At 70.7% G+C, this 21,379-nt stretch carries 15 protein-coding genes; 9 read left to right on the forward strand and 6 right to left on the reverse strand.

What is annotated here, in order from left to right; all coding sequences use genetic code 11:
- Nucleotide 1: 1 nt before the first annotated feature.
- The gene (locus tag ACFQ4H_RS14970) at nt 2-694 is read left to right on the forward strand and encodes an HAD family hydrolase (RefSeq protein WP_377571345.1); all 693 of its coding nucleotides are present in this window, start codon (nt 2-4) and stop codon (nt 692-694) included.
- A 49-nt stretch (nt 695-743) separates the two neighbouring features.
- Here the strand turns inward: ACFQ4H_RS14970 and ACFQ4H_RS14975 are convergent, their stop codons facing one another.
- Complete coding sequence (locus ACFQ4H_RS14975) at nt 744-1,409, reverse strand: LuxR C-terminal-related transcriptional regulator (protein WP_377571348.1); 666 nt, start codon at nt 1,407-1,409, stop codon at nt 744-746.
- A 56-nt stretch (nt 1,410-1,465) separates the two neighbouring features.
- Nucleotides 1,466-2,758 carry a sensor histidine kinase gene (locus ACFQ4H_RS14980; RefSeq protein ID WP_377571351.1) on the reverse strand — a complete coding sequence of 431 codons (1,293 nt, stop codon included), beginning with the start codon at nt 2,756-2,758 and terminating at the stop codon, nt 1,466-1,468.
- A 422-nt stretch (nt 2,759-3,180) separates the two neighbouring features.
- Between ACFQ4H_RS14980 and ACFQ4H_RS14985 the strand changes: the two genes are divergently transcribed.
- From ACFQ4H_RS14985 to hemB, 5 genes are read left to right on the forward strand one after another with little or no spacing between them, the layout of a single operon-like run.
- The gene (locus ACFQ4H_RS14985) at nt 3,181-3,951 is read left to right on the forward strand and encodes a redox-sensing transcriptional repressor Rex (protein WP_377571353.1); all 771 of its coding nucleotides are present in this window, start codon (nt 3,181-3,183) and stop codon (nt 3,949-3,951) included.
- On the forward strand, nt 3,948-5,333 hold the full coding sequence (locus ACFQ4H_RS14990; protein ID WP_377571356.1) for a glutamyl-tRNA reductase: 1,386 nt from the start codon (nt 3,948-3,950) through the stop codon (nt 5,331-5,333). Before ACFQ4H_RS14985 ends, ACFQ4H_RS14990 begins: the two co-directional genes overlap by 4 nt.
- The gene (hemC, locus tag ACFQ4H_RS14995; RefSeq protein WP_377571359.1) at nt 5,330-6,295 is read left to right on the forward strand and encodes a hydroxymethylbilane synthase; all 966 of its coding nucleotides are present in this window, start codon (nt 5,330-5,332) and stop codon (nt 6,293-6,295) included. The genes ACFQ4H_RS14990 and hemC overlap by 4 nt, the downstream gene beginning before the upstream one ends.
- Nucleotides 6,292-7,872: a bifunctional uroporphyrinogen-III C-methyltransferase/uroporphyrinogen-III synthase gene (locus tag ACFQ4H_RS15000; protein WP_377571362.1), complete on the forward strand. Its 1,581-nt coding sequence runs from the start codon at nt 6,292-6,294 to the stop codon at nt 7,870-7,872. Before hemC ends, ACFQ4H_RS15000 begins: the two co-directional genes overlap by 4 nt.
- Before the next feature lie 55 nt (nt 7,873-7,927).
- Nucleotides 7,928-8,911, forward strand: coding sequence for a porphobilinogen synthase (hemB, locus tag ACFQ4H_RS15005; protein ID WP_377571365.1), 984 nt, complete (start codon nt 7,928-7,930; stop codon nt 8,909-8,911).
- Between the two features lie 226 nt (nt 8,912-9,137).
- Here the strand turns inward: hemB and ACFQ4H_RS15010 are convergent, their stop codons facing one another.
- The 3 genes from ACFQ4H_RS15010 to ACFQ4H_RS15020 all read right to left on the reverse strand — a co-directional run bounded on the left by ACFQ4H_RS15010 (nt 9,138) and on the right by ACFQ4H_RS15020 (nt 15,033).
- The gene (locus ACFQ4H_RS15010; protein ID WP_377571368.1) at nt 9,138-12,443 is read right to left on the reverse strand and encodes a lamin tail domain-containing protein; all 3,306 of its coding nucleotides are present in this window, start codon (nt 12,441-12,443) and stop codon (nt 9,138-9,140) included.
- A gap of 96 nt (nt 12,444-12,539) precedes the next feature.
- Complete coding sequence (locus tag ACFQ4H_RS15015) at nt 12,540-13,562, reverse strand: GNAT family N-acetyltransferase (RefSeq protein WP_377571531.1); 1,023 nt, start codon at nt 13,560-13,562, stop codon at nt 12,540-12,542.
- 67 nt (nt 13,563-13,629) lie between these two features.
- Entirely contained in the window at nt 13,630-15,033 is a 1,404-nt protein-coding gene (locus ACFQ4H_RS15020; protein ID WP_377571371.1) for a lytic transglycosylase domain-containing protein, read from the reverse strand.
- A 57-nt stretch (nt 15,034-15,090) separates the two neighbouring features.
- Between ACFQ4H_RS15020 and ACFQ4H_RS15025 the strand changes: the two genes are divergently transcribed.
- Both ACFQ4H_RS15025 and ACFQ4H_RS15030 read left to right on the forward strand, forming a co-directional pair.
- Nucleotides 15,091-15,300: an FmdB family zinc ribbon protein gene (locus ACFQ4H_RS15025; RefSeq protein WP_377571374.1), complete on the forward strand. Its 210-nt coding sequence runs from the start codon at nt 15,091-15,093 to the stop codon at nt 15,298-15,300.
- Nucleotides 15,301-15,515: 215 nt separating this feature from the next.
- On the forward strand, nt 15,516-18,362 hold the full coding sequence (locus tag ACFQ4H_RS15030) for an ATP-binding protein (RefSeq protein WP_377571532.1): 2,847 nt from the start codon (nt 15,516-15,518) through the stop codon (nt 18,360-18,362).
- A gap of 33 nt (nt 18,363-18,395) precedes the next feature.
- Here the strand turns inward: ACFQ4H_RS15030 and ACFQ4H_RS15035 are convergent, their stop codons facing one another.
- A complete protein-coding gene (locus ACFQ4H_RS15035; RefSeq protein WP_377571377.1) occupies nt 18,396-20,048 on the reverse strand; it encodes a glycoside hydrolase family 10 protein in 1,653 nt (550 codons plus the stop codon).
- Nucleotides 20,049-20,270: 222 nt separating this feature from the next.
- Here ACFQ4H_RS15035 and ACFQ4H_RS15040 point away from each other — a divergent pair, with 222 nt between their 5' ends.
- Nucleotides 20,271-21,287 carry a potassium channel family protein gene (locus ACFQ4H_RS15040; protein ID WP_377571380.1) on the forward strand — a complete coding sequence of 339 codons (1,017 nt, stop codon included), beginning with the start codon at nt 20,271-20,273 and terminating at the stop codon, nt 21,285-21,287.
- The last annotated feature ends 92 nt before the right edge of the window (nt 21,288-21,379 follow it).

A 21,379-nucleotide genomic window follows, 5' to 3' on the forward strand; every position in this document is an offset into this window, starting at 1 on the left:
GATGGACCCCGTACGCACCCACCTCGTCTGGGACTGGAACGGCACCCTCCTCGACGATCTGAGTCTGGTCGTCGCCTCGACCAACGCGGTCTTCCGTCGGATGGGTGGCGCGGCCATCTCCGCCGAGGAGCAGCGGGCCCGGTTCCGCCGCCCGATCGCGGACTACTACGCCGACGTGCTGGGCCGTCCGGTGTCGCTGGACGAGTTCGACCGGCTCGACGGCATCTTCCACGACACGTACCGGCTCGGCATGGCCACCTGCCAGTTGGCGGTCGACGCCAGCGCGGCGATCGGGGCCTGGCCCGGCTCACAGTCGCTGCTGTCCATGTGGTTCCACGACGAGTTGGTGCCGGCCGTCGAGACGTACGGGCTGACCGGCATGTTCAACCGGGTCGACGGCCTACGGACCACCGTCGGTGGCGGTCACAAGGCCGCCCATCTGGCGCGTCACCTGGCCGAACTGGGCATCGACGGTCGGTCGGTGGTGCTGATCGGCGACACCCTCGACGACGCCGAGGCGGCGGCGTCGGTGGGGGCGGGCTGTGTCCTCTACACGGGTGGCATCACCCACCCGGACCGGCTGCGCGCCTACGGACTTCCGGTCGCCGACACGCTGGCCGAGGCGGTCCGCCTGGCCGGGGTGGGAAACCAGCCGACCCCGGCGGACACCGGGAGGGTGGAGCCGGCCCGGTAGTGCGGAACCGCCCGGGTGGCGGGAGCCCCAACCGGTGGAGCAGGGCGGGTCAGCCCTGTAGATAGGCCAGCACGGCCAGCACCCGCCGGTGCTGCTCCTCGTCCGGGGGGAGCTGCAACTTCGTGAAGATGTTGCGTACGTGCTTCTCCACCGCTCCGTCGCTGACCACCAGGGCCCGGGCGATGGCGGTGTTGGACCGCCCCTCGGCCATCAACCCCAGCACCTCGCGTTCCCTGGGGGTCAGCTCCCGCAGCGGATCGTCGCGGCGACGACGGACGAGCAACTGGCTGACCACCTCCGGGTCCAGTACGGTGCCGCCCGAGGCGACCCGCCGTACCGCGTCGAGGAACTCGTCGATGGCCGCCACCCGGTCCTTGAGCAGGTAACCGATCCCGCCGCCGGAGGACCCGCCGGAGGGTTTGACGGTGGCCAGCAGGTCATCGGCGTAGGACACCTCGACGTACTGGGAGAGGACCAGGATCGGCGTACGCGGCACCAGTCGCCGGGCCTCCACCGCCGCCCGTAGCCCCTCGTCGGTGTGGGACGGTGGCATCCGGACGTCGACGATCGACACGTCCGGACGGTGGGCGACCACGGCCTCGACCAGGGCGGTTCCGTCCCCGACCGCAGCCACCACCTCGTGGCCGTTCTCGGTCAGCAGGCGGACGATGCCCTCCCGGAGGAGGACCGCGTCGTCGGCGATTACTACACGCATGGGTCCGTTGTCTACCACCTCGTCAGCCCACATTCCACCGCTACCGGTGGGACCGGTCAGCATGGCAGTTCGGCGCGGATCTGGGTGGGGCCACCATCCGGGCTGATCACGGTGAGGGTGCCGCTGTTCGCCCGTACCCGGTCGGCGAGCCCGGCCAGGCCGTGGCCCTTGGAGATGTGGGCACCCCCGTGGCCGTCGTCGGCCACCACGATGTCGAGCTGCCCGTCGGTACGGGTCACGGTCAGCCAGCACTCGGTGGCCCGGCTGTGCTTGGCGACGTTGGCCAGGGCCTCGGCGACGACGAAGTACGCGGTGCTCTCGACGGCCGGGTCGAGGCGGCCGTCCGGAGTGCCCAACTGCGGGTCGACGGTCAGCTCGATCGGGACGACCCCCCGCCCGGCGAGCGCGGCCAGGGCACTGGGCAGTCCCCGGTCGACCAGGATCGGCGGTGCGATGCCCCGGGAGAGGGCACGCAGTTCGGCGAGGGTGTCCCGGGTCTGGGCGAGCGCCTCGTCGAGGGTCTGCCGGGCCGCGTCCGGGTTGACGGCGAGTTGCTGCTGGGCCCGGCCGAGATCCATGGCGAGGCGGACCAGCCGTTGTTGCGGGCCGTCGTGGATGTCCCGTTCGAGCCGGCGCAGTGCGGTGGCCTCGGCGGAGGCAGCGGCCCGTTTCTGCTCCTCGAGCACGGTGATCCGGTTGCGCATCTCGGCCACACCGGTGAGCAGTGCCCGGCCGAAGCGGGCCTTGAGCAGGGCGCAGCCGCGTACCACGATCGGGAGGGTGAGCAGGAAGAACAGCCCGAACGCGGTGTTCAGCCCGATTCGGGCACCGGCCGAGTCGCCGAGGCCGAGCAGTTCGCTGAGCTCGACGTTCTCCTCGTGGAACGGGAGCAGCCAGTCGTAGGTCCAGTAGAGCGAGCCGATGATCGCGCCGGCCCACCAGACCACGGTGACGACGAAGCTGAAGACCGAGACAACCAGGTCGAGGCAGCCATGGGCCAGGTCGAGCCAGGACTGGACGTCGGTGATCGTGGCGAAGATCCGCCGCCAGGTGCTGGCTCCCGGTTCGGCGTCGCGGTACGTCGGGCGGACCCGGGGTTGCCGCAGCACCGGGGCCATCCGTAGCCGCTCGACGTCGGCCCAGAACCGGGCCGCCCGGAGGGTGCCGGCCAGGACCGGCAGGCCGATGACGGTCACCGCGAGGCCCGCCCCCGCGGCCAGGCCGACGATGAGCACGACGAAGCTGGCCAGCGCCAGTGGGAATCCGACGAGTACGTATCCGGAGTCGACCCGTAGTTGGCGCAGGATGCCTCGGCTGCCGGCCCTGACGGTGGCGGTTGGGGTGGTCATGCCATGACATTAGGCAGCGGTAGGGGGTCGCTCCCATCCCGTCGGCCGGCGTCTCCCGGGTAGGGCTGTCCCCACCTCGCCGGGTACGCCCTCGTCGGCGGCCCGCCACGCCGGTTCACCCCGTACGCGGGCGGCCCGCCACGCCGGTCGTCGGTTGACGCCCGGCGATTGGTCAGAGAAGTCGGAATTGAGCCATAATTGGCGGGCGGCCATCGGGGCTGTCGTAAGCGATCTTGTGAATGGAGAGCCTGGTGAAGCCGTGTCGCGGTCTAACAAGATCGCGATTTGTGCACCTCTTCACAAGCGCCTACTCTGTTACTCCGACGGGGCCCGTTAACACAGCCGGTTACCGAGGCTGTCAGCGGGAGTACCGAAACGACCCGCTTGTCCGGCTGGTCGAGGATCGCACCGCACGGAGTCACATGAGTCAGCACCGCCCGACAGGCGCGTCCGGCCGCGCCGGTGTCGTCCCGGCGCTTCCGGATCTCCCTGAGGCGACGGTCGCCCGGCTCCCGGAATACCTTCGCGCTCTGCACCAGGTCGCCGAGGCCGGCAACGACACGGTCTCCAGTGAGGGACTGGCAACGGCAGCCGGTGTCAACTCGGCCAAGCTCCGCAAGGACCTGTCCCACCTCGGTTCGTACGGCACCCGTGGGGTCGGTTACGACGTCGCGCTGTTGATCGACCAGATCGAGTTCGTGCTCGGGCTCACCCAGCGCCGGGCGGTGGCCCTGGTCGGGGTGGGTAACCTCGGTCACGCCCTGGCCGGTTACGCGGGGTTCGCCAGCCGGGGATTCCGCATCGCCGCGCTGCTCGACGCCGACCCGGAGCGGGTCGGCGAGCAGATCAACGGCCTCGTCGTACGGCACATCGCCGACCTTCCGCAGATCGCGGCCGAGGAACCGATCGCGATCGGTGTGATCGCCACCCCCGCCGCCGCAGCGCAGAACGTCGCGGACCAACTGGTCGCCGTCGGTGTGACGAGCATCCTCAACTTCGCCCCGTGCGTTCTCTCCGTTCCGGAGGGGGTCGACGTACGCAAGGTCGATCTCGCGATCGAGCTGCAGATCCTCTCCTTTCACGAACATCGCAAGGCGTCCCTCACCGCGCTGCCCACCACCCCCGGACCGGGGCTGACGTCGATGCCGTTCGGGTTGGCGGGAGCTGGTCCCCAAGAGGCGGTCGGCTCGTGAACCTGCTCGTCGTCGGCGCGTCCTACCGCGCCACGCCGGTCGCCATGCTCGAGCGACTCGCGGTGGCCCCGGCCGACCTTCCCGGCATGCTCGAGCGTCTGCTGGCCCAGCCGTACGTGGGCGAGGCCGTCGTCGTCTCCACCTGCAACCGGGTGGAGATCTACGCCGCCGTCTCCGGCTTCCACGGCGGGCTGGGCGACATCTGTACGGTGCTGGCCGAACGGACCGGCTGCGCGCCGGCGGAACTGGCCAACCACCTCTACGTGCACTACGACGGTGCCGCGGTCAACCACGTCTTCCGGGTCGCTGCCGGCCTGGACTCGATGGTGGTCGGCGAGGCGCAGATCCTCGGCCAGCTCCGGGACGCCTACCACGCCGCCACCTCGGCCGACACCAGCGGACGGTTGCTGCACGAACTCATGCAGCAGGCGCTGCGGGTGGGCAAGCGGGCCCATACCGAGACCGACATCGACCGGGCCGGGCGGAGCGTCGTCACCGCCGCGCTCAACGTCGCAGCCGCCCACCTCGACGGCGGGCTCGTCGGCCGGGCGGCCCTGGTGATCGGGGCCGGGGCGATGGGTGCGCTGACCGTCGCCACCCTGTCCCGGCTCGGCGTCGGCCCGCTGACCGTCACCAACCGGGGGGCCGACCGGGCGGTCCGGCTGGCCGAGTCGTACGGGGCGACGGCGGTGCCATACGCCGATCTCTCCGCCACGCTGTCCACTGTAGACATCATAGTCGCGGCCACGGCGTCCCCGGAACCGGTGCTCACCCGCGAGATGATGGCCCGTACGCTGGACCGACGCTCCGCATCGGCAACGGACCCGCTGGTCGTGATCGACCTCGCGCTGCCCCGGGACGTCGAGCCCGGGGTCGGTGCGTTGTCCGGCCTGACGGTCGTCGACATCGACGGGTTGGCCACGCAGCTGTCCGACAGTTCCGCAGTGACCGACACCGACGCCGTCGCCCGGATCGTCGGCGGTGAGGTGGAAGCCTTCCTGACCTGGATGCGGGGTGCGAACGTCGCGCCGACCGTGGCCGCGCTGCGGGGGCGGGCCGACGACGTGGTCAGCGCCGAGCTGCGCCGATTCAACCAGCGGCGACCGGAGCTGACCGACGACCAGCGTGCCGAGGTGGCACACACCCTGCACCGCGTGGTGCAGCGGTTGCTGCACTCACCGACGGTACGGGTCCGCCAGCTCGCCGCCGAGCCGGGCGGGGACCAGTACACCGCTCTGCTACGCGAGCTGTTCGACCTCGAAGTGCCGCAGAGCGCGCCGGTCGATGTCGTACCCGACCTCGACCTCGGCGTACCGCAGGGCGGCCCGGTCGACATGATCTCCGATTTCACTCCCAACCACGCCTCCGGAGGTGAGCGATGAGGGCACTTCGCCTCGGGACCCGGGGCAGCGCATTGGCGCTGGCCCAGTCGCAGCGCGTCGCCGACGCGGTCCAGGCGGCCACCGGCCGCGAGGTCGAGCTGGTGACCGTGCTTACCGCCGGTGACCAGTCCAGCGTCCCCGTGCACCGGCTGGGGGTCGGGGTGTTCGTCTCCGCGTTACGCGACGCGCTGGCCGCCCAGGAGATCGACTTCGCGGTCCACTCCTACAAGGACCTGCCCACCGCCGGCCACCCCGGTCTGCACATCGCCGCGGTGCCGCAACGGGAGGACCCGCGCGACGCGCTGGTCGCCCGCGACGGTCGTACCCTGGCCGAACTGCCCCCGGGAGCCACCGTCGGGACCGGAGCACTCCGGCGGATCGCCCAGCTGCACGCACTCGGGCTGCAACTGGCGGTCACCCCGATCCGGGGCAACGTCGACTCCCGTCTCGGGCGCGTACTCGGTCCGGAGGCGGATCTCGACGCCGTGGTGCTGGCCCGTGCCGGGCTGGCCCGACTCGGTCGTACCGACGTGATCACCGAGACCCTCGATCCGATGCTGATGCTGCCCGCACCCGCCCAGGGTGCCCTCGCGGTGGAGTGCCGGATCGACGACCCAGACCTGGTCGAGCTGCTGGCCGTACTCGACCACGCACCGACCCGGGCCGCGGTCATCGCGGAACGGGCGATGCTGGCCACCCTGGAGGCCGGGTGCAGTGCCCCGGTCGCCGGATTCGCCGAACTCGCCGAGGGCGACGACGGTGAAGAGATCTATCTGCGCGGGGCGGTGATCAGCCCGGACGGTGCCAGAGACCTCCGGCTGTCCCGCACCGGAACGCCCGCCGACGCGGCGGAGATCGGTAAGGCACTGGCCGCCGACCTCCTCGACCTCGGCGCCGACTCGATCCTCGGCCCGCACAACGACGCCGGCGCGAGGACCCAGCAGTTTGGGAGCACAGAATGACCCGCACCCGTAAGCCCGCAGGCCGTATCGCGTTCGTCGGGGCCGGCCCCGGCGACCCGGGCCTGCTGACCCGCCGGGCGCACGACGCCCTGGTCGAAGCCGACCAGGTGGTATACGACCGGGGAGTCCCGGAGTCGCTGCTCGATGCCATCCGCGCCCAGGCGAAGGAGGACGCGCAGTTCACTCCGGCCGAGGGCGTACCCGGCGACGTAGCGAAGGTGCTGCTCTCGGCGGCCCGTTCGGGCCTGTCCGCGGTGCACCTGGTCGCCGGTGACCCGTTCGGCCACGACTCGGTGGTCAAGGAGGTGCAGGCGGTGGCCCGTACCGCCGCGCACTTCGAGGTCGTGCCGGGGGTCGGCCAGGCCGAGGGAGTGGCCACCTACGCCGGTGTGCCGCTGCCGGGCGTACGCACCGTGGCGGACGTCGACGACGTGACCGCGCTGGACTTCGAGGCGTTGGCCTCGGCGGTCAGCCGGGGCTCGCTCTCCCTGGCGGTGGACGCGGGGGACCTCGCGGCGATCCGGGACGGTCTGTTGGCCGCCGGCGTGGACGGCACGACCCCGGTCGGCGTGACCGGTGACGGTACCGGCGAGACGCAGTACACCACCACGTCGAGCGTGGACAGCTTCGTCGCCGCCGCACTCGGATTCACCGGCCGCGTCGTGCTCACCCTCGGCGAGGGAGTCACCGAACGCGACAAGCTGAGCTGGTGGGAGAACCGGCCGCTGTACGGCTGGAAGGTGCTCGTGCCCCGGACCAAGGAGCAGGCGGGCGTGATGAGTGCCCGGCTGCGGGCGTACGGGGCGATCCCGTGCGAGGTGCCGACCATCGCGGTCGAGCCGCCCCGGACCCCGGCCCAGATGGAACGGGCGGTCAAGGGCCTGGTCGACGGCCGGTACGCCTGGGTGGTCTTCACCTCGGTCAACGCCGTACGCGCCGTGTGGGAGAAGTTCGCCGAGCACGGCCTGGACGCCCGGCACTTCGGCGGCGTCAAGATCGCGTGTATCGGTGAGGCGACCGCCGAGGCGGTACGTGCCTTCGGCATCCAGCCGGAACTGATCCCCTCCGGGGAACAGTCCTCGGACGGGCTGCTGGCCGAGTTCTCGCCGCACGACGAGATCCTCGACCCGGTCGGTCGGGTGCTGCTGCCACGCGCCGACATCGCGACCGAGACCCTGGCCGCCGGGCTCACCGAGCGGGGCTGGGAGGTCGACGACGTGACCGCCTACCGCACCGTACGGGCTGCGCCGCCGCCGGCCGAGATCCGCGACGCCATCAAGTCGGGCGGGTTCGACGCGGTGCTGTTCACCTCGTCCTCGACCGTGCGGAACCTGGTCGGCATCGCCGGCAAGCCGCACGCCCGCACCGTGGTCGCGGTCATCGGCCCGAAGACGGCAGAGACGGCGACCGAGTTCGGTCTGCGGGTCGACGTCCAGCCGGCGCACGCGTCAGTGCCGGACCTGGTCGAGGCGTTGGCGGCGTACGCGATCGAGTTGCGTGAGAAGTTGGCGGCGATGCCCGCCAAGCAGCGTCGTGGCTCCAAGGTCCAGGGGCCGACCGCACTGCGGTTCCGGTAGGACCTGCGGTACTGGCAAAGCACTGCTGTTCCGGTCATCTAGGAGGCGGCACACCATGTCCTACCCGGAAGTCCGGCCACGCCGGCTACGACGCACCCCGGCGATCCGTCGGCTGGTCGAGGAGACCCGCGTCGCTCCGGCGGAACTGGTACTGCCGATGTTCGTCAGGGAGGGGCTGACCGATTCCCGGCCGGTCGCCTCCCTGCCGGGCGTCGTCCAGCACTCGCGGGATTCGCTGCGTAAGGCGGCGGTCGAGGCGGTGCAGGCCGGCGTCGGGGGCATCATGCTCTTCGGCGTTCCGGAGACCCGGGACGAGACCGGCTCGGCCGGCTGTAGACCGGACGGCATCCTCAACATGGCCATCCGGGACGTGGTGACCGAGGTCGGCGACGCCACCGTGGTGATGAGCGACCTGTGCCTGGACGAGTTCACCTCGCACGGGCACTGTGGCCTGCTCACCCCGGACGGCAGCGTGGACAACGACGCGACGCTGGCCGCGTACGCCGAGATGGCGGTGGCCCAGGCCGCCGCCGGGGTCCATGTCGTCGGGCCCTCCGGCATGATGGACGGCCAGGTCGGCGTGGTACGCCGGGCCCTGGACGCGGCCGGCTACCAGGACGTCTCGATCCTGGCGTACGCGGCGAAGTACGCCTCGGCGTTCTACGGGCCGTTCCGGGACGCGGTCGAGTCGGCGTTGGAAGGCGACCGGCGTAGCTACCAGCAGGACCCGGCCAACCTCCGGGAGTCGCTGCGCGAGGTACGGCTGGACGTCGCCGAAGGCGCGGATCTGGTGATGGTGAAGCCGGCTCTGCCCTACCTCGACGTGCTGGCCGCGGTGCGGGCCGAGGTGGACGTGCCGGTCGCCGCCTACCAGGTCTCCGGCGAGTACGCGATGGTCGAGGCGGCTGCCGCCAACGGCTGGATCGATCGGGACCGGGTCATGCTGGAGACGCTGACCTCGATCCGGCGGGCCGGTGCGCAGATCATCCTCACCTACTGGGCGACCGAGGCCGCCCGCCTCCTGCGCGAGCGTTACTGACACTCACCGGGGGTCCCAACCCGACACCGTCCCCGACCCGGAGATCGGGAAGTGCTGGCCGACAAGGGTCGGCCCGGCCGCCGGAGACACACCCACCGCAGCCGGGCCGATCGTGACGCGCGTCGGAGTCGGAGTCGGTGGGAGGAGCGGGTCGCCACGACATCGAGGCGTCCCGCCCCCACCACGGGTCGATCTGGACTACCGGTCGTCGTTCACGCTGAGCCGGCTAATCGTCATTGACGATGGTGCCGATGGCCAGCGGATCGCCCAGCCGTAGTGCTGGATCACCGACCACCGTGAACAACAGCTTTTCGTTGCCCTCACGCCTACGGTCACCGTGTACCGACACCGTGAACGTCACCGAGGTCTGGCCGGCGGCCAGGGTCCGACAACCGGCGAACAGCTTGAAGTCCGTACCCGGGGTCGCGGTCAGGCCCAGGGCCGCCGCACAGAGCAGGACCGGCTGGGACAGCGGCCGGGAAACCTCGACGGTGAAGACCATCGGGGTGCCGCCCTGGTTGCCCTCGACCACCGACACGTCCGCCACCGTCAGCGCCGGCCGCGAATGGAACCGGGCCACCTGCGGGTCGTGGTCGCTGGAACCACGGGAGCCGTCACCCTCGTGACTGGCCGGCCAGTCCGCGTTGATGTGCGCAGCCCGCATCTCGATCAGGTCCCGGTGCAGGACACCGTTGACGAACAGATGGTCGAGCGTCTGCACCTGGCCCTCGAAGACGTACGAGTACGCCGATGCCGGAGCGTCGGCGGCCAGGTCGTCCCAGAGGTTGCGCATACCGGCGTCGTACAGCGGGGCGAGCTGGTCCGACGGGGTCGGGTCGGCCCCGGTGGCGATGGGGTCGTCGGGACGGGGGAAGACGTTCAGGTCACCACCCAGGACGACCCGGGCGTTGGCGTCCCCGGCCTCGATCGCCTGCACGATCGCCGCGCCGTACGCCGCCTGCTCGCGGCGCTGCCCGACCCGACGGTCCGGCCCGGACGAGTAGTGGTTGCTCACCGCCCAGAGGGTGAACCGTTCCGACCCGCCAGGAGTGGCCGCGACCGAGAACCTGGCCACCTGGGGTGCCCGGGTGTAGACGTTCGAGCCGTCCACCCCGGTCGACCGGTCCACGTCCGCCGGCAGTACGGCGTTGAGCGACTTCGGGTTCTGCACGTCCGCATTGGCCGGCAGACCGGCCGACCGGTAACGCACCGTCGGCGCCGCCCCGAGCACCGGGTCGGTGGCGTCGACGGTAGCCAGCGACAACCGGTCGGTGCGGTAGAGGAATGCCGAGGTGATGCCCCGGGCATCGGCTCCGGTGCGGTCGTACGCCGCCGCGTAGGCCGGTCCACCCGCCGCCGCGACGGCCAGCGCCAACTCCTGGAGGGTGTCCGGCGCGCCGTCGGCGTTGTCGGTGGTCCCGCAGACCAGCGTCGATCCGGAGACCGAGCAGATGTCCTGGTCCTCGGCCTCCTGTACGAGGAGCAGGTCCGGTCCGTGCAGGTCGTTGATGATCTGGTCGGCGAGTGCGGCCAGCTGCGCGGCGTACTCCTCCGCACTGGCCGGCACGTAGTCGAACGGCGGATCCACGCCGGGGCAGCCGCTGTTGCCGGTGAAGTCACAGCCGTCGAACGGGTCGTCGCGGTAGTCGTACAGGTTCTCCACGTTGTACGACGCGACCGCCAACTCCCGGTTACGGTCCGCCGGGCGGGGCGGGTGGTTCGTGGACGGGTCGGCCCCGGCCGCGAAGGCCGCCTGCTCGACCTGTACGCCGTACTTCTCGAACGAGTAGTAGAGCCCGCCGACCGCGTCGGTGGTGAGCCGGTCGAAGGTGCGGGCCGGGGGCAGCAGCGTCGTGTTGTCCCGGGAGACGCCCTTCACCCCCATGCTGCCGAGCATGATCCGCTGACCGTTGCCGTCGTCGAAGAGCCGGCTGGGGTCGTTGTCCAGCGGGTGCGAGTCCCGGAACACCCGCTGGGCGTGTGCGTCGGCCCGCCCCAGCAGCGGGTCGTCGCGGTCGACCAGCCAGATCTCCGCGTCGGCGGTGGAGGCGAAGACGTCCCGCCCGGTGACCGCGCCGCTGCCGGACCGTACCCGGAGCCGGGCACCCTCGTGTCGTTCCCAGAACCGCTCGGCGTCGGCCAGGTCGGCCGGTGGCACCGCGTCGGTCACCTCGACCTCGGTGGCGATGTCGAGACCGGTGGCCAGTCGGGTCACCAGCGACGCGCCCGAGAGCTGGGTCATGTTGAAGTACTCCGACACCCGGGCCCGCAGTACCACCTCGTCACCGACCGTCGGCACGTATCCGCCGATCAGGCTGGTGTTGGACCCCATGAAGACGTAGATGCCGTCCGACGTGGTCGGGTCGCCGTCGCGGTCGGAGATCCGGCTCTGGAGGAAGAAGCCGTGCTGGTCGGCGCCGGCCGAGGTACGGGCCAGCGTCCGCTGCGTGATCACCCCGCGTACGTCGTACCGGTCGGTGCTGGTGCCGTTTCCGGAGGAGGGAGCCAGCGGGGAGCGGTCGGCCGGGCCGGACTCGGTGTCCAGGGTGCGCCCCTGCACCTCGCCGACGGTCCGTACCTTCGTCACCTGGACGCTGAGTGAGCAGGTGCTGCTGGTGCCCTCGGCATCGGTCGCGGTGACGGTCACGGTGTAGGAACCGGCGGCCAGGTCGGCGCTGGCGGTGATCGTCGCCCGGGCGGTACCGCCGGTCCCGTCGGCCGGGGTGACCGAGGTACGACTGATCGAGCCGCTGGTCGGAGCCGGTACGACGGCGGTGACCGCCAGGTCGACGATGGTGTCGTCGACGTCGGTCGCGGTGACCTCCCGGCTGGCTGCCGTGCCGAACGAGGTGACCAGCGGTTCGCCGCAGACCAGGGTGGCCGGGTGGTCGACCGGGCCGCCACCGGTGGTGTGCCGGCCCAACCCGTCGAAGGTGTCCGTCGCCAGGCCGGTCCACTGGACCGCCGGGTCGAAGGCGTCGGACGGGTCGGTGTCGCCAGAGATCACCGAGGGCTGCCGGCGCAGGGTGTTGTCGGCGGTGCTGGTCAGCCCGGTGCCCCACTCGCTGCCCGGGTCGACGCCCACCTGACCGATGGAGTCGACCACCCGGTCGCCGGCCCGCAGCACGATCGCGTCGTCACCGTTGAACAGGCCGACGCTGGTCGTCTGGTCGGCTTCGGCCAGGATGGCCGCAGCGGCCGACGCGTGCGCGAAGACGAAGACGTCCCCGCTGGCGATCGTGCCGGTGAGCGGGAAGTCGGTCGCGTTGGCGGAGCCGTTGAAGTGGACCTGGAGCCGGTAACCGGCGGCGGCCAGGTCGATTGCGGCACCGGTGCCGTTGTACAGCTCGATCGCCTTGTTGTTGGCCGAGCCCTCCACGTACTCCGAGATGAACAGGTCGGTCGGCGCGGCACCGGCCGATGTCGGAGTCAACCCCACCGCCGCGAGGCTGGTGGTGACGATGCCGGCGAACGCGGTCAGCGTTCGCCGATGACGCCCGGATATCGGCGGGCGGGTACGGCGCGGGCGCATACGGCCTCCACATGATGAGACAAGGGCCTCAGCACGTTAAGGGGTGTCCTTGGTCGCCGTCTATCCCCAACGGGACACGCCGGTGAATTGCCGGGGTCAGCTGTGGGCGTCCAGATGGTGCACCAGCGTCGCCACGTCGGCACCGTACTCGCACCACTCGCGATCCTGTTGGAAACCGAGTTCCGCGTTGACCTGGAGCATCGCCTCGTTCGCCTGGGTGTTCCAGGTCTGCACCTCGGACAGACCCGGGGCGGCCGACCGTAGTTCGAGAAGCATCCGCGCCTTGATCGCCCGGTCGATGTTGTGTCCGTGGTGGTCACGGGCCACGATCGTGTCGTACTGGTCGGCCCGGGTCGGGTGCTGAGCTGGCACGACGACCTCGGTGAGCCCGGCCACCTGACCGGTGGCCTCGTGCACGGCCAGCACTATGTAGGGCTGCATCCCTCGGCGGTGTAGACAGTCGAGACTGTCCCGTAGCCGCTCCGGATCGAAGGAACTCGGGCGCAGGTCGAGGTCACCGTCGTCGGCGTCGCGTCGTTCCGCCTTGGCGCGGGCGTACGCCTCGATCAGGTCGTCCGGTGGCCCGCCCGGGAAGAAGTCGACCCGGTATCCGGCGCTGATGCCGGCGGACATCTTCTCCACTGCCGACCAGTCCACGGTGGGCAGCCGGAGGACACTGCGGGTCTCCAGGAACTCCTGGCTGAAACCGAGGGACTCGTAGAACGCCACCGCCGGGGTGTCCCCGACGACCTCGACCCCGATCGACCGGAACCCTTCCTGGTACGCGCGTCGGGCTGCCTTGGACAGCAGTTGCCTGCCCACGCCACGACGACGCACCTCGGGGTGAACCAGCACCTCGATCACGCCGATGTCGCCGAGCAGCAGCACATGGATGTGGCCGAGGATGCGACCGGACGTCCCGTCGGCGTCCGGTCCCTCCTGGGCGATCCACGAGATCCGCCGCTCGCCGGGCATCACCTCGGCGAGGTACTCCCGCAGCGAACTGGTCTGCCATGGGGGATCCTCCGGCAGGTCTGCCGCCAGAGCCGCATTGAGTGTGTGCAGCAGCGACTCGATCTCGGCGGACGACGCCGTCCGGGGGTCCCATTCGCGCACCATCACCCGTACAGCTTGCCGCTTACCGCAGCCGCACGGAAGTGCCTAGTTCTTCAAGGTGCGTGGATGGTTACGTACGGCTGGCGGTACCGTACCTGTTGGCGGTGTCGAAGACCTGCTGCGCGTACGCCTGCACGTTGTTGTAGGAGAGGATGGCGTTCCACCAGCCCGCCGCAGTCGTCAGATCACGGTTGCCGCTGCACAGATAGTTACCGGCGGCCAGCGCTGCATCGTCGATGTCGTGCGGGTTCTTGACGCCGTCGTTGTCGGCGTCGGCCCCGTGGGTCTTCCAGGTGCTCGGAATGAACTGCATCGGGCCGACCGCCCGGTCGTAGGTCGTGTCGCTGTCGAGGAGGCCCTGGTCGGTGTCGCGGATCAGCTTGTTGTTGTTCTTACCGTTCAGCGGCGGTCCGTAGATCTTGGGCAGGGCCTGACCGTCGGGGAAGAGGATGGCTCCGTTGTGCTGGCCGTGGTTGGACTCGATCGATCCGATCGCCGCCAGGGTGGTCCAGCTCAACCGACAGGACGGTGTGGTCCGGGCGATGACCAGTTCGGCGTACCCGTACGCCTGTAGGGCGGTCGTCGACACGTTGATCCGGCTGCTGATCTGCTGCGCCCAGGTGGCCAGCGCGTCGGCCGGCCGACCGCCGATGCCCAGACCGGGCGGCGTGGCGCTGGGGGTCCCGCTCGGGGCCACCGGTCCGACCGACAGATCGGGCCCGGGGAGAACCGGCCAGTCGGGATTCGCCGCGCTGGGGCTGACGGTGGCCTTCGCCCGGGGAGTGGAGGCGGTGGCCGGGACGAGGATCGCGCCAGCCGCCCCGGTCATCGCCACGAGCGCCAGCAGCAGCAGCGCCGGCAGGGTCAGCCGCCCGCTCGGCCGTTTCGACCAGTCGCGTACGGCCCGGTTGGTGGCGGCGACCGCCTGGCGCGGTGGTGGCAGTCGGCGTACGGCGTGCGCGAAGGGCACCCGGACACGTCGACGGCGACCGCCGGTTGTCGGGTCAGTTCCGGTGTCCGGCTTCGTCGGCTGATCGCCGTCGGTGGTGGTCTTCGCGGTTTCGTCGGCGGTGGCGACGGTGGTCGTGGTCTTCGCGTCGTCGTCGGTGGTGGTCTTCGCAGTGCCGTCGTCGGTGGTGGTGTCCGTGGTCTTCGCGGCGGTGTCGACGACGGTGTCGGTGGTGCTGTCGACCGTCGTCGCGGTGGTCGCGGCAGTCTGCCCGACGGGACCGGTCGTGGTGTCGGTACGGTCGTCGGTCGAGGTGGCGGCAGCGCCGTCCGTGGCGGTTGCCGGCTTCTGGTCGTCGGCCCTGGTGACACTGTCCACCGGGGTCGCCGGACTCCGGTCAGCCGGAGTCGACTGGCGTACCAGCTTGACACCGGGGTCGGTTGCCGCGGTCGCGGTCGCCCCGTCAGGCGGGGGCGCACCGGGGCGTAGTCGCCGAACTGTCGGAGTGTCCTCGCCGTCCGCCACCCGTCGAGTATTACCTACTGCGGCGCGAACGTCAGGTCCGGTCGTACCCTAGTTGCCATGCCCCGGTACGAGTTTCGCTGCCGCTCCTGCGGCGACATCTTCGAGATTGACCGCCCGATGGCCCGGGCAGCCGAGCCCGCGACCTGTCCACAGGGTCATCCCGACACGGTGAAGTTGCTGTCGACAGTGGCGGTGACCGGCCGGGGCGGCGCCGGCCAGCGACCGGCCGCCGGCGGTGGCTGTTGCGGCGGAGGCTGTGGCTGCTGACCCGGCAGCAACCGCCCGGTGCGGCCAGCCGACACGGGCTCGTGCTGGTCATCGGCTGTAACGTCCTGACCCGGTAGTTGACCCCAACTCGCTGTGTCCGCACGTCGTCACCGGTTAGCACCTTGGGTCGGGCCTGCGCATCCGTTCTTACGATGCGTAACCGCATGGTCATGCGGCAGCATGAACGCGACTTCCAGGGGGCGGAGGTTCCACGCATGTCGGCACGGATCCGCTTGCCGAGTGGCCTGGTCACTTTTATGTTCACCGACATCGAAGGCTCCACCAGGTTGGCCCAGATGCTCGGTCCGGGCTACCGCCCGGTGCTGGCCGAGCACCGGCGGCTGCTCCGTGACACGTTGGCCGCGACCGACGGCACGGAACTCCTGACCGAAGGGGACTCGTTCTTCGTCGCGTTCGACCATGCGGCAGCTGCCCTGGATGCCTGCCTGTCCGCGCAACGGGCACTGGCCAGCGCCGAATGGCCGAGCCCGGACTCCGCCCCCCGGGTCCGGATGGGACTGCACACCGGCCATGCCGAACCGCTGGCCGGTGAGTACGCCAGTGCGGAGGTGCACCGGGCGGCGCGGATCGCCGCCGCCGCCCACGGTGGTCAGGTGCTCTGTTCCGGGGCGACCGCCCGCTACGCCGCCCCGCTACCGGACGGGGCCACCCTGCTCGACCTGGGGCTGCACCGGTTACGTGGGTTCGACGACCGGGAGCGGCTCTTCCAACTGGTCGCCCCCGGACTGGAACGACAGTTCCCCCGGCCCCGTACCGCCGAGGCCGTTCCGCACAACCTGCCGATCCAGGTCAGCTCGTTCATCGGCCGCCAGGAGGAACGGGTCGAACTCGGCCGGCTCGTCGGCGAGCACCGCCTGGTGACCGTGGTCGGGGCCGGCGGGGCGGGCAAGACCCGGCTGGCCGTGGAGCTGACCAGTGGGGTCGTCGAGGCGTACCCCGATGGGGTCTGGTTCGTCGACATCGCGACGGTGACCGATCCGGGCCTGGTGGCGTTCGCGATCGCCGCGGTCCTGGGCCTGCGGCCGGAACCGGGTCGACCGATGGCGGACACCCTCGTCGAGTACGCGGCCTCCCGGCGGATGCTCATCCTCCTGGACACCTGTGACGCGCAGCCGGCCGCATCCGCCGAGGTCGTCTCCCGGCTGCTCACCGGTGGCAGCGGGGTACGGGTGATGGCCACCAGCCGGGAGCCGCTCGGGCTGCCCGGTGAGGTGGTCTGGCGTATCCCGCCGCTGTCGGTCCAGCCAGGACCGGGCGGTGCGCCGAGTGACGCCATTGCGCTGCTGCTGGACCGTACGGCTGCGGCCCGGGGTGGCCGGCGGGCCGGGATGGCCGAGGCGGCCGACCTGCAACGGGTGGTGACCCGTCTCGACGGGCTGCCCCTGGCGATCGAACTGGCCGCCGCCCGGTTGCGGGTGTTGTCGGCCAGTCAGCTCGCCGAACGGTTGGACGACGTGCTGGGGGCGCTGGACGCCGGCCAGGACGACCCGCAGCCGCTGCCCGCCCGGGGTCAACGGTGGATCGCCAACCAGCACGACACCGTCGACCTGGCTGCTGCCGCGCTCGGCTCGGCACCCACGCCTGCGGCCCGGGCCGCGCAACGGACGGCGACCCAGCGGCACGTCACCATGCAGGCGACGGTCACCTGGTCCTACCGGACCCTGGGACCCCGGGCGGCCCGACTGTTGCGCTGGCTGGCGGTCTTCTCCGGGCCGGTGGACCTGGCGACCGTGGAGTGGCTGCTGGCCGACGACGCGCTCGATCCGCTGTCGGTGCTGGTCGACAAGTCGATGTTGCAGGCCGAGCCGACCGCCTCGGGCACCACCTACCGGATGCTCGACCCGATCCGGGCCTATGCCGCCCGGCGCCTGGTCGACGCCGGTGAGGAGCAGGCGGCCCGGGACCGGCATGTCGCGTGGTCACTGAACGCGTTGCAGCGGGCGTACCTCGGGCCGGACGAACGGCCGGTGACCCTGTCGCTGTACGCGCTCGATCCGTTGGCCGACGAGCTACGGGCGGCCCTGCGTTGGACGACCACCGGCGGCAGCGCCCGGTGTGGGCTGAAGCTGGCCGGTGGACTGGACCAGTGGTGGCGCGAGCGTGGGCTGGCCCGGGAGGGGCGGCTGTGGCTCTTCCGGCTCTACGGGCGGATCGCCGAGACGCGTGAGCGGGTGCCCGACGCGGAGTTGGCGCTGGCGTACCACATGCATTCCACGCATGCCGGCGCGGACGGCGAGTTCGCCGAGGAGCTGCGGTTCTCGAAACGGGCCGAGGCCGCCGCCCGCCGGGCCGGTGACGACGGCCTGCTGGCCCGGGTGCTGGCCGGTCGGGCCTCGTCGCTGATCGACATGAAGCAGCTGGTCGAGGCCGAACAGGTCTGCCGCGAGGTCATCGACTGGGCACACCGTCGTGAGGTCTCCGGCGAGGCGCTCTTCGCTGTCTACAGCCTCGCCGAGTTGCTGTGGCACCAGGGCCGGCTGGACGAGGCAGCCGAGTTGCTGGGCGCGGCCCGACCGGTGGAGGCGGTCCGTCCGATCGAGCGGGCCCGACGCTCGGTGGACATGCTGCTGGGCATGGTGGCGCTGGCCCGGGGCGATCTGGTGGCCGCGCACGACCATCTGGTCGTCGCGTTGCGGTCCCGGATGAGTCACGGCTTCCACGGGCGGGCCTGCGACACGGTCAGCGCGATCGCGGTGCGCTGCGCGGCCGGCGGTGACCCGGTGACGGCCGCCCGCCTGTTCGGCTCCGCCGCGCAGATCCGTGCGGCGATGCGCCGTACGCCGGGGATGTTCGGCGCCTACTGGCAGGCGGAGCAGGCCAACGTACGGGCGATGCTGGGTGATTCGGCCTTCGACGCGGCCTACGCGGAGGGTACGGAGCTCAGCCTCGCCGAGGCGGCGGCGGTTGCGCTGGCGGTGGAGCATCCCGACCTGGCCGCCGGTTCGATCCGGTTCTCCGGTGCCGATGCGCCGGCCCGCCGCAGGAGGGGCACCCGCAGGGATGATCGACGCACCGGTCACCGGAACGAGTCCGCCCCGTAACGGATGACGCTACGGGGCGGACGGTGGTGTTCGTCAGCGGACGAATCGCGGCAGGCTCGGCGCGCTCTCGTTGTAGAGCCGGTCGAGCGTGGTCACCTGGTAGGTGTAGCGCTTGCCGGGCTCGGCGGTGGCGTCCAGGTAGGACTGTGCGCCGGTGCCGGTGGCCCGTACGGTGGCGACGAGTTGCCCGGCGTCGGCGAGGTCGCAGCGGCCGGGCAGGGTGGTTCCGTCGAACCGGTAGATGGCGTACGAAGTGGCCTTGCCGAACGGTCCGACGCCGTCAGCCGGCTGCCGCCAGGTGAGCCGGACCCCGTCTGCCTGCCGGTTCGCCCCGGTCACGACCGGGAACAGCAGCGGCTTGGCGGCCAGGTGCGGCATGGTCGGCACCAGCGCCGGCCGGGAGTAGTGCTCGGCGGCGTAGATGTCGGTGGCGCCGATCTTGTTCATCCGGATCTGGGTGGCGTTGAAGTGCACGTTGCCGGAGACCTCGGGGTAGTCCCGGTTGAACGTCAGGTGCCGGGACATCTCGGCCGGGTCCTGCCACGCGGCCGGCTGGCCGGGCTCGCCGATCTTGTAGTCGGCCTGTCCGATGTAGAGCTGCACCCGGGTGCCCCGGACGACCTCGGACCACCAGGGCACGAGCTTGGCGTAGTCGGCGACGGCCAGGCCGATGTTCCAGTAGACCTGCGGAACGATGTAGTCGATCCACTCCTCCTTGACCCACTTGCGGGTGTCGGCGAAGTTGGCGTCGTACGACTGGGTGCCGTTGGTCTCCGAGCCGAGCGGGTCGGCGGCCTTGTTCCGCCAGATGCCGAACGGGCTGACCCCGAACTTCACCCACGGCTTGGCTGCCTTGATCTTCACGCTCATCTCCTGCACCAGCAGGTCGATGTTGTGCCGCCGCCAGTCCGCCTTGTTGGCGAAGCCGGTGCCGTACTGCTCGAAGGTCGCCTGGTCGCCAAAGTCCTGCCCGGCGGCCGGGTACGGGTAGAAGTAGTCGTCGAAGTGCACGCCGTCGATGTCGTACCGGGTGACGGCGTCCATCATCGCGGTCTGCACGAACTCGCGTACCTGCGGGATGCCCGGGTTGTAGTACAGCCGCGAGCCGGCGGCGTTGACCGGGTAGGCCACCGCCCAGTCCGGGTTCTGGCGGACCGGGTGGCCGGGGGCGAGCTTGTTGATGTCCGGGCCGGCGCCGTCGGGCATCGAGATGCGGTACGGGTTGAACCAGGCGTGGAACTCGAGGTTGCGCTTGTGCGACTCCTCGACCAGGTAGGCCAGCGGGTCCCAGCCCGGGTCCTGGCCGCGTACCCCGGTCAGGAACTCCGACCAGGGCTCGTGCGGCGACGGCCAGAACGCGTCGGCGGTCGGGCGGACCTGCACGACCACCGCGTTGTGGTTGAGTCGCTGGGCGAGGTCCAGCCAGCCCTGGTACTCCGCCTTCTGCGTGGCGATCCGGTCCGGTGCCGTGTACGAGGCCTTGGTGGGCCAGTCGATATTGACCACCGAGGCGATCCACATCGCCCGGAGTTGGCGCTTCGGGGTGGCGGGGTCGGGCTGGCAGGTGGTGTCGTTGGTCGAGGTCGGTGCCGCGGGCGCGGGGGCGGCGCTCGCGGGGGTGGCGGCGACGAGCGAGCCGAGTAGCGCTATGGCCACCCCGGCGGCTCTGAGCCGATTTGCCTTCATGCGGTGTGTCCCTTCAGTGGGGCTCCCGGGTCAGGTTGGTCGCGGCCCGGATTCGGCAACATTCGCCGCCCCGTGTATGCCGCTGGAAGAAAATTTTCACAGGTTACGGGGTGAGCGCAAGACCCCCGTCGGGTACGACCGGACCGGTAGGTGCGGTTCTCGGGCGATGGCCCACTATGGTGTGCACGTGCAGTCGCAGACGGGGGCGGAGCGGGACGAGAAGTGATCCACTTTCCTGTCGTACGCAAGGGTCCGTTGCGTGCGTTGAGCCTACGGCTCCTCGCGGCGGTCGCCCTCGTGCTGATCATCGTCGGTGTCGTCTACCTCGACCGTGAGGGCTACCGGGACGTCAACGAAGACGGGATGACCCTGCTCGACTGCTTCTACTACGCCGTGGTCACCCTGTCGACCACGGGATACGGCGACATCACCCCGGTGTCGGATAGTGCCCGATGGGTGAACGTCCTGGTAGTCACCCCAGCCCGGGTGATCTTCCTGATCATCCTGGTCGGCACCACCCTGGAAGTTCTGACCGAGCAGTACCGCACCAGCCTCCGCTTGACGCGGTGGAGGAGGAACGTGAAGGACCACGTCATCATCTGCGGCTACGGCACCAAGGGCCGCAGCGCCATCTCCGCTCTGCTGGAGACCGGCTTCGACAAGTCACGGATCGTCGTCGTCGAGCGCAACCCCGCCGTCGTACGGCAGGCCACCTCGGCGGGACTGGTCGCGATCGAGGGGCTGGCCACCCGGTCGAGCGTGCTCCAGGAGGCGCACGTCAAGAGCGCCAAGGCGGTGATCATCGCGGCGGACACGGACGATGCGTCCGTGCTGATCACGCTGACCGTACGGCAGTTGACCGTCGGGCAGGTCCGGATCATCGCTGCCGTACGGGAAGCCGAGAACGCGCCGCTGCTGAAGCAGAGCGGGGCCCACCACGTCATCGTCTCCTCGGCGACGGCGGGCCGGCTGTTGGGTCTGTCGACCTCGGCGCCGCCCCTCATCGACGTGGTCGAGGACCTGCTCTCGCCCGGTCAGGGCATGGCGCTGGCCATGCGGTCGGCCACCCGGGACGAGGTCGGTCGGTCCCCCCGCGAGTTGGAGACGCTGGTCATCGCCCTGGTCCGGCGCGGCAAGGTGGTGTCGCTGTCCGACCCGGCCGGTGGGGCGATCGAGACCGGCGACATGCTGGTCCATGTCCGCGACGAGCGGTCCTCGCACACCCCGGCGGCTACCTGAGCTGCACGTGTCGACCCCGAGCGGGTTGTCGGCGCAACATCAGTTCAAGGCTGGTTGGAAGCCTCTTGCCGAAGCGAAGTCCGCAGCCGTAC

This window comes from Micromonospora sonneratiae (genome assembly GCF_042679305.1).
Classification (GTDB): Bacteria; Actinomycetota; Actinomycetes; order Mycobacteriales; family Micromonosporaceae; genus Micromonospora_H; species Micromonospora_H sonneratiae.